The following is a 15173-nucleotide window of genomic DNA, read 5'->3' on the forward strand; positions in this document are numbered from 1 at the left end:
CCGGGGAAGAATATTGAGAAAGGACCAGTCATATGGTCAGCTTCGGCGGTCTCGCCCGCAAAATATTTGGCTCTGCCAATGATCGCCGCGTGCGGTCCTTCCAGCCGAAAGTCGCCGCCATCAACTCGATCGAAGAGAAGACGAAGGCCCTGAGCGACGAACAGCTCGCTGCCCAGACGGTCGAGTTCCGCAAGATGCTGGCGAACGGGAAGACGCTCGACGACATTCTCGTTCCGGCATTCGCCGTCGTGCGCGAAGCCTCGCGCCGCGTACTCGGCCTGCGGCCTTTTGACGTGCAGCTTGTCGGCGGCATGATCCTGCATTCGAACGCCATCGCCGAAATGAAGACCGGTGAAGGTAAGACGCTCGTTGCGACACTTCCGGTTTACCTGAATGCGCTTGCCGGCAAGGGTGTCCACGTCGTTACTGTGAACGACTACCTTGCCCGCCGCGACGCCGCCAACATGGGCCGGATCTACAACTTCCTCGGGCTCACCACGGGCGTCATCGTCCATGGACTGTCGGATGAGGAGCGGGCTGCCGCTTACAATTGCGACATCACCTACGCCACGAACAACGAACTCGGCTTCGATTATCTTCGCGACAATATGAAGTATGAGAAGGGCCAGATGGTCCAGCGCGGCCACAACTTCGCGATCGTCGACGAAGTGGACTCGATCCTGGTTGACGAAGCACGCACGCCGCTGATCATCTCCGGTCCGCTCGACGACCGCTCCGATCTCTATAACACGATTGACGCTTTCATTCCGCTCTTGTCGGGAGAAGATTACGAGATCGACGAGAAGCAACGTTCGGCGAACTTCTCTGAAGTCGGTACTGAAAAGCTCGAAGGCCTCCTAAAACAGGCCGGCCTCCTGAAAGGCAGCGCGCTCTACGACATAGAAAACGTCGCGATCGTCCATCACATCAATAATGCGCTGAAGGCCCACAAACTCTTCCAGCGCGACAAGGACTACATCGTGCGCAATGGTGAAATCGTCATTATCGACGAATTCACCGGCCGCATGATGCCGGGCCGCCGCTATTCGGAGGGCCAGCACCAAGCGCTGGAAGCCAAGGAAAAGGTGCAGATCCAGCCGGAAAACCAGACGCTGGCGCAGATCACCTTCCAGAACTATTTCCGCATGTACGGAAAGCTCGCCGGCATGACCGGTACGGCGCAGACGGAAGCGGAAGAATTCGGCAACATCTACGGCCTCGATGTCATCGAAGTGCCGACCAACCTGCCGATCCAGCGTATCGACGAAGACGACGAGGTCTACCGGACCTTCGAGGAGAAGTACAAAGCGATCATCGCCGAGATCGCAGACGCCCAGAAGCGCGGCCAGCCGGTGCTCGTCGGCACGACCTCCATCGAGAAATCCGAACTTCTGGCTGAGCTGATGCGCAAGCAGGGCTTCAAGGACTTCCAGGTCCTGAACGCCCGCTATCACGAGCAGGAAGCGTATATCGTTGCGCAAGCAGGCGTGCCGGGCGCGGTCACGATCGCCACGAACATGGCGGGCCGCGGTACCGACATCCAGCTCGGCGGCAACCTCGACATGCGCATCGAGCGCGAGCTTGGCGAGGCCGAGCCTGGCCCGGAACGCGACGCCAAGATTGCAGCGATCGCCGAGGAGATCCAGAAGCTCAAGGAGCAGGCGATCGCCGCCGGTGGTCTCTATGTCATCGCGACGGAACGCCATGAAAGCCGCCGCATCGACAATCAGCTCCGTGGCCGTTCCGGCCGTCAGGGCGACCCGGGCCGCTCCAAGTTCTATCTGTCGCTTCAGGACGACCTGATGCGCATCTTCGGCTCCGATCGCATGGACGGCATGCTCCAGAAGCTTGGTCTCAAGGAAGGCGAGGCAATCGTCCATCCCTGGATCAACAAAGCTCTGGAGCGCGCCCAGAAGAAGGTCGAGGCCCGCAACTTCGATATCCGCAAGAACCTGCTGAAATACGACGACGTGTTGAACGATCAGCGCAAGGTGATCTTCGAACAGCGCCTCGAACTGATGGAAGCTACGAACATCTCCGAGACCGTTTCGGATATGCGCCGCGAGGTCATCGAGGACCTCGTCGAGAAGCATATTCCCGAGCGCGCCTATGCCGAGCAATGGGATGCTGCCGGATTGAAGGAGCAGGTTGGCGCGCTTCTCAACCTCGATCTGCCAATCGAGGACTGGGTGAAAGAAGAAGGCATTGGTGAAGACGATATTCGCGAACGTCTGACGGAAGCGTCCAACGCTGCCTTCACCGAAAAAGCAGAGCGTTTCGGCCCGGATATCATGCACTATGTCGAGCGTTCGATCGTGATGCAGACATTGGACCATCTCTGGCGCGAGCACATCGTCAACCTCGATCACCTGCGCTCCGTCATCGGCTTCCGCGGCTATGCCCAGCGCGATCCGCTGCAGGAATACAAATCCGAAGCCTTCGAGCTCTTCCAGACCCTGCTGAACAGCCTGCGCGAGGCTGTGACGGCGCAGTTGATGCGCGTCGAGTTGGTGCAGCAGGCGCCCGCCGAGCCGGAACTGCCGGTCATGCAAGCCCAGCACCTGGACCCCGACACGGGCGAGAATGATTTCGCGCCGATCTACCAGGCATCCGAAGTGATCGTCTCGCCGGAAAACCGGGATCCGAACAACCCGTCCACCTGGGGCAAGGTCGGCCGCAACGAGCCGTGCCCCTGCGGTTCTGGCAAGAAGTTCAAGCACTGCCACGGTGCGTTTGCCGAAGCCTGAGCGACGGCAGGCAGCTGAAGAATGCCGCCTTCGGGCGGCATTTCTTTTTGCGCGAATTAGACTGGCGGTTAAGGATAATCTGCTCGCCACAACCGTTTCTTAATCCTGATCTGACAAGAGTTCTGACACGATTTGCCTGAGTTCAGAGTGTTGCGTGTTCGTAATGGCGGTCATTGAAACAGCGGAAAGACTACTGCCTGCGGGCCTGCGTCCAGCGGGAAGCCGTCTGCTGCGCGTGCTTGCCGCAGTTCTGACCGGGCACGGCGACAAGGCAACCGCACAGCGGATGGCACTTACCGCCTTTTCGATCCGCATAGTGAGCGCCGCCCTCGCCTTCATTTCCCAGATCATCCTCGCGCGCCTCATGGGCGAATATGAATACGGGATTTTCGTGTTTGTCTGGGTTCTGATCGTCCTGTTCGGCGATCTCTCCTGCCTCGGCTTTCACACCGCGATCGTTCGTTTCCTGCCGCAATACAAGGCTGCAGGTGCCTTGGAGGAGATTCGCGGCCTGACGGGAACGGCCCGTACCTTCGCCATGCTTTCCGGAACGCTGGTGATGGCTGCCGGTATGGCGGGACTCCATTTCCTGGGCGACAGGATTGAGTCCTATTATCTCATTCCTGTCTTCCTTGGCCTTCTCGCCATGCCGATGATCGCGCTCGGCGACATTCTGGAAGGCACCTCGCGTGCCAATCACTGGCCGGTCATGGCGCTGAGCCCGGTCTACATCATCCGGCCTGTCCTCATCATTCTCTTCATGCTGGCAGCGATCGGAGCCGATGCGGAGCATTCTGCCGTCACCGCCATGAAAGCCGCGCTGGCCGCAACCTATGTCACCGCCATCGGCCAATACATCGCGACACTCCTCCGCCTGCGCCGCCACTACAGCGAGGGACCGCGCAGGGTCGATTTCCTCAACTGGCTGAACATCGCCTTCCCGATATTCCTGGTCGAAGGCGTGAGCTTCCTCTTGACCAATTCGGATGTGGTTGTCGTCGGCATCTTCCTCGAGCCGCATGACGTGGCGATCTATTTTGCCGCCGCAAAGACGATGGCGCTGGTGCATTTCATCATGTTCTCGGTAAAGGCAGCATCCGGTCCACGCTTCTCCAGCCTCATCGCAGAAGGCACCCGCGAGCAGCTTGCCGCAGCAGCAATCGACGCTGCGCGCTGGACCTTCTGGCCGGCGCTGGCCCTCGGGCTCGCAGTCGTTGCAGCCGGTCACTTGCTGCTGTCGCTTTTCGGCGGAGCCTTTACGGCAGGTTATGTTCTGATGGCGATCCTGCTTGCGGGCATCCTCGCCAAGGCCCTCGTCGGTCCGGCCGAAACGCTGCTGATGATGGCCGGAAAGCAGAACCTCTGCGTCGCCCTCTATGCGGCGGCGCTCACGGCAAACGTCTCCTTGAATATCGCCTTGATCCCGCACCTTGGCACCGTCGGCACTGCGATCGCGACGGCATCGGCAATGGGTGTGGAAGCGATCCTGCTGCACATCGCCGTGCGCCGGGCGCTCGGCATTGTCCTTTTTGCATTCAGCCGCCCTCCGGCAACGATAGAAACGAGAGCCTGATAATGGTGCGTGTCCCCCCCGTTACCGAAAGCACCGATACCAATGCCAATCGCATGGTTCACGAGCTTGCCTCGATAAACTTCGACTTGCCGCAGGCCGAAGCGCGCGTCGAGATCGGACGTCCGGGCCGGGAGCTCTGCCTCTATCCGGGCAGGCTCGGCTATGAATTGCAGGACGAACTGGATTTCCTTTCGAACCGTGCGATGGAGCCGAATGTTTTCTTCACCGGCCGCTTCCTTGCGCCCGCCATGCCGCGGCTTGAAGACCGGCAAGTGAATTTCGCACTGATCCGCGATGAGAACGGCCGGCGCAGCCGCTTGCGTTTCCTGATGCCGTTCTCTGTCGAAAGACCCGGCTTTGCCGTCGGCCCCTCGATCATCCGCGCATGGTCGAACAGCTTCGCGCCGCTCGGCACCCCCCTGGTGGATGCCGAAGATGCGGCTGAGACGCTGGACAATCTTTTTGAAGGCTTGACGGCGCGCGATCTGAACCTTCCCGCAACGTTGGTGCTGCCGGATATTCGCCTGAACGGCATCTTTGCTCGCATGGCAAAGGCGGTCGCGCTGAGCCGCAACCTGCCGGTCACGGTCACCAATCCATCGCAGCGGCCTATGCTGCAGAGCGAGGACGACGCTATGGCCTATCTTGGCCGTACCATCTCTTCTTCGCATAAAAGGGAAATGCGCCGTCAATGGCGGCAGCTCGAAGAGCTCGGAACAGCTGTCTATGGCGTCGCGCGCCAGCCCCGCGATATTCATGCGCGGTTTGAAGAATTCTTAGCAATGGAAGCCGGCGGCTGGAAAGGCAAGAGACGAAGCGCGCTGGCAACCGACCGCTACCACACGGCCTTTGCCCGCGAAGCCGTCTCGAACCTTGCGGCGATCGACGCGGTGCGCATTCACACGATCGACCTGAACGGCAAGGCGATCGCGGCAACAGTCGTGTTGATGATGGGCGGCGAGGCCTATACTTGGAAGACGGCCTACGACGAGGCCTATGCCCGCTATTCTCCGGGCAAGCTGCTGATGGCCGAACTGACGGAGTGGCATCTCGACGATGCGAATATCGTGCGTTCCGATTCCTGCGCGGTGCCGGATCATCCGATCATGAGCCGTTTCTGGCAGGAGCGCGAGGAAATGGGAACGCTGGTGATCGGCCTGACGCAGAACGGCGACCGCGATGTTCGGCAGGCCGCCGCTCAGTTGCATATGTATCGCAGCACCCGGAATATGGCGAAGATGCTGCGCGAGAAGATCATATCGCTTGCGCGGCGCGGTTAGGCCCCTCGCCGGCCGCCTTTTCGCGCAGAAGTCTGCGGATGACCTTGCCGGTCGTCGTCAGCGGCAGCGCGTCCACGAATTCTACCTCGCGCGGATATTCGTGCATCGAAAGCCGCATCTTCACCCAATCGCGGATTTCAGCGCCGAGCGCATCGCTGGGCGTGCAGCCAGGTGAAAGCACGATATAGGCCTTGACGATCTCGGTGCGCACCGGATCCGGCTTGCCGACGACGGCAGCGAGCTGCACGGCCGGGTGGCCGCACAGACAGTCCTCGATTTCGGCAGGACCAATGCGATAGCCTGACGAGGTGATGACGTCATCATCCCGGCCTTCGAAAATGACGTAGCCCTCGTCATCCTGATGACCGAGATCGCCGGTTAGCAGCCAGCCTTTGATGAACTTCTTCCTGGTTGCCTCGCCGTCGTTCCAATAGCCGAGGAACATGACCGGATCGGGCGCCTTGATAGCGATCTGGCCTGTCTCGCCGGGGGACACTTCATCGCCGCTCTCGCCGATGATAGCAACCCGGTGACCGGGAACCGCGCGGCCGATCGCGCCTGCCTTCGTGACACCATAGCCTGCACTGGAGGAGAGTACGAAATTGCACTCCGTCTGGCCATAAAACTCATTGACGGTGATGCCGAACGCCTGGCGCGCCCACTCATAGGTTTCGCGACCGAGCGATTCACCGGCGGAGCCGATGGTGCGCAGATTGAGATCGTATTTCGCGCGGGGATCACTGATCGATTTCAGCAGGCGGAGCGCTGTCGGCGGAATGAAGGCATTCCGCACCTTCATCTCGGCCATGATGCGATAAGCCATATCGGCGTCGAACTTCTGCGCCGGAGAGGAAACGACAGGAACGCCAAGCAGGAGGCTTGGCAGCAGCGCATTCAGCAGCCCGCCCGCCCAGGCCCAGTCCGAAGGCGTCCAGACCTTGTCGCCGGGCTGCGCAAAACCTTCATGCGCGAGTTGCATACCGGGAATGTGGCCCGCTAGAACGCGATGGCCATGCAACGCGCCCTTGGGCGGCCCCGTCGTGCCTGATGTGAAGATCATCAACGCCGGATCTTCCGGGCTGGTCGCAGCAACGTCTAAAAGCGGCGGATGCGCCTCGACGAGCGCTCCGAAAGCAATCGCGTCGCCGCCATCGATGCTGATGACCGTGCTGAGTTCCGGCAGGTTTTCACGAATCTGGTTCACCCGCTCCAGTCCGAACGAGTTGGTGACGATCGCAGCCGCGCCTGACGTTCTCAGCCGGTATTCCAGTGCCTCGACGCCAAAGAGCAGCGCGAGCGGCAGCGCAATCGCACCTATCTTGTAGATCGCCACATGGGCGATCGCCGTCTCGAAACATTGCGGCAGAAGCAACGCGACGCGATCGCCGCGGCGAATGCCGAGCGACGTCAATGCATTGGCAAAAGACGACGAGCGCTCCGCCAGCGCGCCGTAGGTCATCGACAAATGACGGCCATCCGGGCTGAAATGTTCGAGGCAGATGCGTTCCGGTGCCTGCGCCGCCCATTCGTCGCTGACGGCACGCCCGATATTGAAGTCTTGCGGAATCTCCCACGAAAAATCGCGATAAAGACCGTCATAGCGGTCGCGGGCGGGAAGTCTCATACTCGAAATCCAGTGAATGCTGCACCAGCTAACACCTTGCGGCGATCGAGTGCAAGTTCGCTTGATCGCGTGTTTCAAAGCTCCACCTGATGATCGCACGGATGCGCCTGAAATATTCTTTCGCCGGATTGCTGACATTCTCACCGATTGCGCCCTACATCACCCCGAGGTGTCTCGGGGGATTGAGATTCATTTACGGAGTCAATTCATGGACTATGTCAAATTCGGAGGCACTGGCCTTGAAGTTTCGAAGATCTGCCTCGGCTGCATGACCTTCGGCGATCCGGGCCGCGGCAATCACGCCTGGACGCTCGGCGAGGAGGAAAGCCGCGCGATCATCAGGCAGGCACTCGATCTTGGAATCAATTTCCTGGACACGGCGAATACCTATTCCGACGGCTCGTCCGAGGAAATCGTCGGACGGGCAATCAAGGACTTGAAGCGCGAGGATATCGTACTCGCGACCAAGGTCTTCAACCGCATGCGCCCCGGTCCGAACGGCGCTGGTCTTTCCCGCAAGGCGATCTTTGACGAAATCGACAACAGCCTGCGCCGACTCGGCACGGATTACGTCGACCTCTTCCAGATCCATCGCTTCGACTACACGACGCCGATCGAGGAAACGCTGGAGGCGTTGCACGACGTCGTGAAGGCCGGCAAGGCGCGCTATATCGGCGCCTCCTCCATGTACGCTTGGCAATTCGCCAAGATGCTCTACACCTCGCGGCTGAACGGCTGGACTCAGTTCGTGAGCATGCAGGACCATGTCAACCTTCTCTATCGCGAGGAGGAGCGCGAGATGCTGCCTTTCTGCGAGGACCAGAAGATCGCTGTCATTCCGTGGAGCCCGCTTGCCCGCGGCCGCCTGGCGCGCGACTGGGACGAAAAGACCGCCCGCACGGAAACGGATGAATTCGGCAAGACGCTCTACAGGCAGGCCGAAGATGCCGACCGCAAAATCATCGACACGGTCGGCCGATTGGCGAAGACACATGACGTCTCCCGAGCCCAGATCGCCACTGCTTGGATCTTGCAGAAGAGCGCGGTGACCGCACCGATCATTGGCGCATCAAAGCCGCACCATCTTTCGGACGCCGTTGGGGCATTGGCTGTCAAGCTCAACGCCGAGGACGTCGCCGCTCTCGAAGAGCCTTATGTTCCGCACCACGTGGAAGGCTTCAAATAAAGCAGACACATGCCGACGGGCACTCAGGCGCCGACAAATTTTGCCGGTGCCAGCTTCTCCCGCATCGTCGAAAGGAACTGACCGGCCAATTCGCGATTTTCGACCGCGCGCGCCAGACTGACGGCCCCCATCATTGATGAGAGCGTCGTAAAGCCATTCTTGCGGCGCTCCTCGAGCGTCTCACCCGGAACGATCTCCGCCAGGATATCGACAAGCGTGGAAAGCCCGTCGTTGAAGGTTTCCCGCACCGCACCGCTGCTGCGGCTCACCTCTTCCATTAGCGCCACGAAGACACAGCTCGAGCCTGGATTGTCGACGGAACACCAGGAAACATAGTGGTCGAGGAGCGCTTCCAGGGGGCGATCCGGAGCGTCGGCGATGAGAGCCTTCCATCGCACTTCCACCCTGGCGATCAGCGCACGGCTGACCTCCAGCTGCAGCTCTTCCTTTGATTGGAAGTGGCCATAGAACCCTCCATGCGTCAGCCCGCAGGCTTTCATGATATCGGCAACCCCTACGCCATCAAACCCGTTTTCGCGGAACATTACGCCCGCGACTTCCAGGATCTTCTGGCGGTTTTCTGCAAATTTTTCGCGGCTGACGCGCATGATCCGGCTCCGGAAAATAGTCCCTTGACAAATTATATGACGCCTATCATCAATACGCAAGAAACATGATGACCATCATCTAAATCAGTGATGTATCGATCATTCCCACGAATGGAACTTGCCCCATGGTTTCCACTGCGCTTGCCTCCACCCTTGCACGCCGCAACATCCATTACGGATGGATCGTTGTCGGCGCGACTTTCCTGACCATGCTGGTCACCGCCGGCGCCATGGGCGCGCCGGGCGTGCTGATCAAGCCGCTGCAGGACGAGTTCGGCTGGGAAACTTCGCAGATTTCCTCCGCACTTGCGATCCGCCTGGTCCTCTTCGGCCTGATGGGTCCCTTCGCGGCGGCTTTCATGAACTATTTCGGTGTGCGCAAGGTCATCGTCTTCGCGCTTGCGCTGATCGGCGCTGGCTTCGTTGGCTCGCTCTTCATGACATCGCTTTGGCAGCTTCTGCTGCTCTGGGGCATCGTCGTCGGTTTCGGCACGGGCCTGACGGCCATGGTTCTTGCAGCGACCATATCTGCCCGCTGGTTCACGAAGCACCGCGGCCTCGTCGTCGGGATGCTTTCGGCAAGCTCGGCCACCGGTCAGCTCGTTTTCCTGCCGCTGATGGCGGAACTAACAGAACGCTACGGCTGGCGCTCCACGGTCTTCTTCGTCTGCGCCATGATCATGGTTGCCGCACTTGCCGTGCTTGCCTTCATGCGCGACCGGCCCTCCGACTTAAACCTGCCCTCGCTCGGCGAAGCTCATGTCACGCCGCCGCCGGCACGCGGCACGTTGGTCGGCGCGCTGAAGACGCCGATCACGATCCTGAAAGAGATCTCCGGAACTTCGACCTTCTGGATCTTGTTCGCCACCTTCTTTATCTGCGGCCTCAGCACCAACGGCCTGATCCAGACTCATTTCGTCACGCTTTGCGGCGACTTCGGCATCCTGCCTGTCGCGGCGGCCAGCGTTCTCGCCGTAATGGGTATCTTCGATTTCTTCGGCACGATCGGCTCCGGCTGGTTGTCGGACCGCTTCGACAACCGCTGGCTCCTCTTCTGGTATTACGGTCTGCGCGGGCTTTCCTTGCTTTTCCTGCCCTTCAGCGATTTCAGCTTCTACGGTCTTTCGATCTTCGCGGTGTTCTACGGCCTCGACTGGATCGCCACCGTTCCGCCGACCGTAAAGATTGCCGCCGACCGCTTCGGCCGGGAGAAGGCCGGTCTGGTCTTCGGCTGGGTCTTTGCCGGCCATCAGCTGGGCGCGGCAACCGCTGCCTATGGTGCCGGCCTTTCACGGACCGAGCTGTCGAGCTACCTGCCGGCCTTCTTCGTTGCCGGCGCCTTCTGCCTGCTCGCCTCGATCCTCGCCATCACGTTGAAGAAGTCCGGCTTGACCGAACCGGCACCGGCTACCGCACACTGATTGCAAAAGGCTTTCCACGGAACATCAAGCCGGAAGCCGTATCAAATCAGCCTGATAAGCCCGCCCGCCGTCTTGCGCGGTCGGGGGTCGCATGTTAGACACCCGGCTCGTCGGTATCCGTTGCCCCATTGGCGGAATTGGTAGACGCGCTCGACTCAAAATCGAGTTTCGAAAGAAGTGCTGGTTCGACCCCGGCATGGGGCACCACCGACGAAAAACGATCCGATAATTCGTATAGGTCGTCGTCTGGCTCTTCGTCGTCCAGCCGAAGATCGCCATCAGTTCGTCGTCGGTCGCACTGTTCTCAGCGGCGATCGTCGCTCCCGCCTTGCGGGGGGCCGGGTGCAGTGGAACAGCTCGGCCTGGTCGCACCAGTCACGCATCTTGTTGCCGGGGCCGTTGACCGTGAACGGCTTGCCGAACTCCGTCGCTGGCACGACCCTTCGGCTTAAACCGGTCAGGCGACCAACTCGCCCGCCAGAGTGAAAGAATATACGACGGCGCTCGGCGATCACATCGTCGATTGCTTTTGACGTTTACGCAGCCTGCGTTGCGCGCCGGAACATGACCGGCTGCTGGTTCCGATCAATGCGATGGACGCCACGTGCCATCGGGTGTTTCGGAAATCCGTCCTTCGTCAGCCCGAGGCAGACGAGATCGACGGTGTGGTGGCGGGCGCGGCCGCAGAACCAGTCCTGTCCACCTTCCCCATCGTTCAGACCTGCGTGGTGCGCGCCGTTGGCGCCCCATGCGGCAAGAGCCGGCGTGTTCTGCGAGCGGGCGAGCGTCAAGGCGGTATCGATGAACTGGACGTTCTTCGAACCGCGCGGATAGTGCGTCGACATCATCACGATCGGGCTCGACGAGCGGAAGGCGAAGAGGTTGACGACCAGCAGGCCGCCATAGCCCCACGCCTTGCCAAAATGGATCAGCGCGCGGATCGACGGATCATCGTTGTCGGCATCGGCCGTCGAAGGGTTCAGCATGCAGGTGACGAGCAGCGGCCTGCCCTTCTCCCACACACGCGTCAGCTCGTAGCGAAATCGGCCGCAATGGGAAATGACGGCGGCCTTTTTCATTAGACCGATGCTGCCATCGAGTGCGAGCTGCGTCATGCCGCCTGTCCTTTCGAGACGTCGACGCAAGATGTTCCGGCCATGCGAACGACGCCGACCATCATTACCGTCTTGTCGTCCCCGACCGGGCTGACGAAGGCGGAGATGCGGCCTTCGCCGACAATGATCTCCACTTCGTCGCGATTGAGATGCTCAAGAGCGGCGATGACGAAGCATCCAGTATATCCCTGGCGGAGTTCGCCGGTGCAACTGATGGCGATCTCGTCGTCAACGGTCAGAGCTGTGAAAAACCTCAACCAAAGCGATTATTCTTGTCGACCTTTTCATTCTGATGATCTAGCGTTCGGGAAACCCTAACCCGCTGCCATCAAAAGATCATGATCAAAAGGCGCCTCTTCAACCTGCTCCTTCTTGTTGTCCTTCCGGTTGTTTCTTATGGCGCGGATTGCCCTTCAGCCAAGAGTGCAAAGAACGGTTTCTTATTGAGGAATTCGGGGGCGAAAAGCGAATTCCGGCCGGCGCAAGGGCCGGTGGTCGCAATAACCAATTCCTTCGGGAGTTCGGAGAAGCAGACGGTTTATTCGTACCAGGGGCTTTTCGATCTGTCGCGCTCCAGCAGCGATGAGCGTTACGCCATCTATCCACTCGATGGCTTGGACAAGCTTCTGCCCATCAAGAAGGATGGTCATCACGTCATCCCCTTTGTCCCCTTGGATCCTCAACAATCCAGTGACAAGTGGACGCTGGAGCTGACGGTAACTAAACGCGAGACAGTTGCAGTTGGCCGGTGCAAATACGAGGTTTTCAGGATCAGAGAGGAAACTAAAAGAGGCGGCGAGCGGGTTGAGCTCTGGAGCGCTCTTTACTCCCCTGACCTGCACGCGACCCTTGCCAAGATCTACGACGAGGGCACAAGCGAGGAAGCCATCGTCAGTTACGACTACATCCAATCCTTATCGCGCTGACGTCGTTACCGCGGCGGGGTTTGCGAAAAGAACTGCAAGACGTGCGGGACCACACGCGACGACTCCTACTGGATCAGCTGAATCCTGATCTCTTCCTTTGCAGCGAAGGAGCGGCATTCGTCTAGGTCGTCGCCGACGAAGATCACATCACCTTCGGAATCGAACAGACCCCAGCAGGCTTCGTCCTCAAGAAATACCTCTCGGACATACCCGAATTCGACGGCTTCGAAAGACCGTTTGAACGCGACATCAACAGCTTCTATTTCTCGCATGGAAATCTCCAATGAGACAGCGACTTCTGTTTTAGTGCGCGCTTATATTGATCTGCGAAACTGACGCCAAACTGGTGTCGCCGCGAGAACGCTCCAGTATCGCTGGAGCTCAGCATTTGCCGGTGATACGGAAACTCAAATCAAGTATTTAATTTCACTCACGCTTCGGTCAAAGTGGCGGTCGCCAACGAATATCAAGGGACGGATGTGCATCAGGAAGTAACGCTTATTGCCACAGTCGCCGTCAGCTTCGTCTTTGCGGCGGTGCTGGGATATGTGGCCGACAGGCTGCGGCTGCCGCCGCTGGTCGGCTATCTCGTGGCAGGCATACTCATGGGACCGTTCACGCCGGGCTTCGTCGCCGATACAGGGCTTGCCGGACAGTTGGCGGAGATGGGTGTCATCCTGCTGATGTTCGGCGTCGGGCTGCATTTTTCCGCCGCTGACCTGCTTGCCGTGCGCGGTATCGCCGTGCCGGGCGCGATCATCCGGATCATCATCGCTACGCTGCTCGGAATTGGCCTCGCGAAATGGTGGGGCTGGGGGCTCGGCGCCGGGATCGTCTTCGGCCTCAGCCTGTCGGTGGCAAGCACCGTCGTGCTGCTGAAGGTCCTTGAGGAACGAAACCTCCTGAATTCAGCAAGCGGCCGCGTCGCGGTCGGCTGGCTGATCGTCGAAGACTTGGCGATGGTTCTGGCGCTGGTCTTGCTGCCTGCCCTTGCGGAATTGCTCGGCGGCCACGCCGCCAGCGATGCTGCACAGGGCGCTGGGCTGCCGCTGTCGCTGGCGATCGCGCTGACGCTGCTGAAGGTCGGCGCCTTTGCGGTCATGGCGATCTTTGTCGGCCCGAAGATTGTTCCCTGGCTCCTGACGCTCGTCGCCCGAACCGGCTCGCGCGAACTCTTCACATTGACGGTCCTTGCCATCGCCCTCGGCATCGCTTTCGGCTCCGCCGAGATCTTCGGCGTTTCCTTCGCACTCGGCGCTTTTTTCGCGGGCGTCGTGATGAGCGAGTCCAATCTCAGCCACCGGGCCGCTGCCGATTCTCTGCCGCTTCAGAACGCCTTTTCAGTCCTGTTCTTCGTGTCGGTCGGCATGCTGTTCGATCCATCGATCCTGGCCCGCCATCCAATGGCCGTCATCAGCGCGCTGACGTTGATCATCGTCGGCAAGGCGATTATCTCCTTTCTGATCGTCATCCTGCTTCGATATCCGATCGGAATGGCGCTGACCGTCGCAGGCGGACTGGCGCAGATCGGCGAATTTTCCTTCATTCTCGCCGGCCTCGGCGTCTCCCTCGGATTGCTACCGACTGACGGGCAGGATGTCATCCTTGCGTCCGCGATCATTTCGATCACGCTCAATCCGCTCGTCTGCGCCGGCGCCGAGGCGCTGCATACCTATGTGCACGCCCGATGGCCGGTGCTCAGCAATCATTACGGCCGCCGCCGGCATGAGGCGCTCGGACGCGAGCTTGAAAAGATCAGGGCACTTACCGAAGCGCGGGAGCGCCAGCATCAGCTGGAGATGCAGCAACTGATCGAGACTTTCCCGCTTTTCGCCAAGGTCGATGAGCACTCGCAGGAGGAACTGCTCCTTCTCTTCCGTCCCAAATCCGCGCTGCCGGGCGAACGCGTCATGCGCAAGGGGGACCGCGGGGACGGCATGTATTTTCTCTCGTCCGGAGCCGTGGAAGTCCGTCTTCCCGGCGGCGCCGTCCGTCTCGAACCGGGTGCATTTTTCGGTGAAATGGCTCTGCTGAGCGGCGGACGGCGAACCGCCGATGTCATTGCCATCGATTTCTGCCAATTCCTGGTGCTGGAACGCCGTGACTTCAATATGTTCACCGCCCGCCACCCGGCGCTAAGGGCCGCCGTCAGCGAAATGGCGCGAGAGCGCTCGCAGATGAACGCACTAAACGCGAAGCGCGAAGAGCAGCCGGATCAACGCGAAGTGTCGGCGGAAGGCCAATAGGCATCCGCGGAGAAGTCGTGGGGGATCGGATCGAGCCGCGACAGCGTCTCGGCCGCAAAATCGAGCTGCATCTTCAGATATCTGAGCGCTTCCGGCGCAGGAACACCCGTCGCAAACTCTCTCACATAAGACGAATGATAGCCGCTTTCCCGAAGCCGCCTGACGGCTTCCCGCCGTACATCCTCCCTGCTCGGCCTTCGAGCTGAAGCTACGGTTTCGCGCGCATCGGCCGCTTCGCCGAGCCCGCCCTCAATCACCCTCAATTTCATTCATAGCCACCTGCAAGAACCAATCGGAAACCAGCTTGCAGAAGATTCACCGATTTGCAATCTCCCGAAAACCTGGGAGCACAGCCGCGATACGGATCACGAAAATTTTCGTGGCACGCTGGCATCATTGCCACACTAGGCATTTACAGCGTCAGACTGCCCCCCTAAAGCTTTTGCA

The 15173-nt window shown here is 59.9% G+C and carries 13 protein-coding genes and 1 tRNA gene; 8 read left to right on the forward strand and 6 right to left on the reverse strand.

The window, feature by feature from the left end:
* Positions 1 to 32 precede the first annotated feature (32 nt).
* The 3 genes from secA (at position 33) to QA644_RS17355 (ending at position 5600) form a co-directional block, all read left to right on the forward strand.
* On the forward strand, positions 33 to 2747 hold the full coding sequence (secA, locus tag QA644_RS17345) for a preprotein translocase subunit SecA (protein WP_194728310.1): 2715 nt from the start codon (positions 33 to 35) through the stop codon (positions 2745 to 2747).
* A 163-nt stretch (positions 2748 to 2910) separates the two neighbouring features.
* A complete protein-coding gene (locus QA644_RS17350) occupies positions 2911 to 4320 on the forward strand; it encodes an oligosaccharide flippase family protein (protein WP_194728311.1) in 1410 nt (469 codons plus the stop codon).
* A 2-nt stretch (positions 4321 to 4322) separates the two neighbouring features.
* Positions 4323 to 5600: a GNAT family N-acetyltransferase gene (locus QA644_RS17355; protein ID WP_283069720.1), complete on the forward strand. Its 1278-nt coding sequence runs from the start codon at positions 4323 to 4325 to the stop codon at positions 5598 to 5600.
* Here QA644_RS17355 and QA644_RS17360 read toward each other — a convergent pair.
* Complete coding sequence (locus QA644_RS17360) at positions 5575 to 7224, reverse strand: AMP-binding protein (RefSeq protein ID WP_283069722.1); 1650 nt, start codon at positions 7222 to 7224, stop codon at positions 5575 to 5577. The genes QA644_RS17355 and QA644_RS17360 overlap by 26 nt on opposite strands.
* Positions 7225 to 7432: 208 nt before the next feature.
* On the opposite strand from QA644_RS17360, the gene QA644_RS17365 reads away from it, so the two are divergent.
* The gene (locus tag QA644_RS17365) at positions 7433 to 8410 is read left to right on the forward strand and encodes an aldo/keto reductase (RefSeq protein ID WP_283069723.1); all 978 of its coding nucleotides are present in this window, start codon (positions 7433 to 7435) and stop codon (positions 8408 to 8410) included.
* 23 nt (positions 8411 to 8433) lie between these two features.
* Here the strand turns inward: QA644_RS17365 and QA644_RS17370 are convergent, their stop codons facing one another.
* Positions 8434 to 9018, reverse strand: coding sequence for a TetR/AcrR family transcriptional regulator (locus QA644_RS17370; RefSeq protein WP_074069820.1), 585 nt, complete (start codon positions 9016 to 9018; stop codon positions 8434 to 8436).
* A gap of 125 nt (positions 9019 to 9143) precedes the next feature.
* Between QA644_RS17370 and QA644_RS17375 the strand changes: the two genes are divergently transcribed.
* Together QA644_RS17375 and QA644_RS17380 are read left to right on the forward strand one after the other, a co-directional pair.
* The gene (locus QA644_RS17375; protein ID WP_194728316.1) at positions 9144 to 10439 is read left to right on the forward strand and encodes an MFS transporter; all 1296 of its coding nucleotides are present in this window, start codon (positions 9144 to 9146) and stop codon (positions 10437 to 10439) included.
* A gap of 122 nt (positions 10440 to 10561) precedes the next feature.
* Positions 10562 to 10646, forward strand: a tRNA-Leu gene (locus tag QA644_RS17380).
* Positions 10647 to 10975: 329 nt separating this feature from the next.
* Here the strand turns inward: QA644_RS17380 and QA644_RS17385 are convergent.
* Together QA644_RS17385 and QA644_RS17390 are read right to left on the reverse strand one after the other, a co-directional pair.
* On the reverse strand, positions 10976 to 11554 hold the full coding sequence (locus tag QA644_RS17385) for a DUF1643 domain-containing protein (protein ID WP_283069727.1): 579 nt from the start codon (positions 11552 to 11554) through the stop codon (positions 10976 to 10978).
* Positions 11551 to 11811 carry a hypothetical protein gene (locus tag QA644_RS17390; RefSeq protein WP_283069729.1) on the reverse strand — a complete coding sequence of 87 codons (261 nt, stop codon included), beginning with the start codon at positions 11809 to 11811 and terminating at the stop codon, positions 11551 to 11553. The genes QA644_RS17385 and QA644_RS17390 overlap by 4 nt, the downstream gene beginning before the upstream one ends.
* 81 nt (positions 11812 to 11892) lie before the next feature.
* On the opposite strand from QA644_RS17390, the gene QA644_RS17395 reads away from it, so the two are divergent.
* Entirely contained in the window at positions 11893 to 12480 is a 588-nt protein-coding gene (locus QA644_RS17395) for a hypothetical protein (RefSeq protein ID WP_283069731.1), read from the forward strand.
* A gap of 65 nt (positions 12481 to 12545) precedes the next feature.
* Here the strand turns inward: QA644_RS17395 and QA644_RS17400 are convergent, their stop codons facing one another.
* The gene (locus tag QA644_RS17400; protein ID WP_074069825.1) at positions 12546 to 12752 is read right to left on the reverse strand and encodes a hypothetical protein; all 207 of its coding nucleotides are present in this window, start codon (positions 12750 to 12752) and stop codon (positions 12546 to 12548) included.
* Positions 12753 to 12959: 207 nt separating this feature from the next.
* On the opposite strand from QA644_RS17400, the gene QA644_RS17405 reads away from it, so the two are divergent.
* Positions 12960 to 14726, forward strand: coding sequence for a cation:proton antiporter (locus tag QA644_RS17405; protein WP_283069734.1), 1767 nt, complete (start codon positions 12960 to 12962; stop codon positions 14724 to 14726).
* On the opposite strand, the gene QA644_RS17410 is transcribed toward QA644_RS17405, so the two are convergent.
* A complete protein-coding gene (locus QA644_RS17410) occupies positions 14696 to 14995 on the reverse strand; it encodes a hypothetical protein (RefSeq protein WP_074069826.1) in 300 nt (99 codons plus the stop codon). The two genes, QA644_RS17405 and QA644_RS17410, sit on opposite strands and share 31 nt — an antisense overlap.
* Positions 14996 to 15173 lie beyond the last annotated feature (178 nt).

The organism is Rhizobium sp. CC1099 (genome assembly GCF_029714385.1).
GTDB lineage: Bacteria > Pseudomonadota > Alphaproteobacteria > Rhizobiales > Rhizobiaceae > Rhizobium.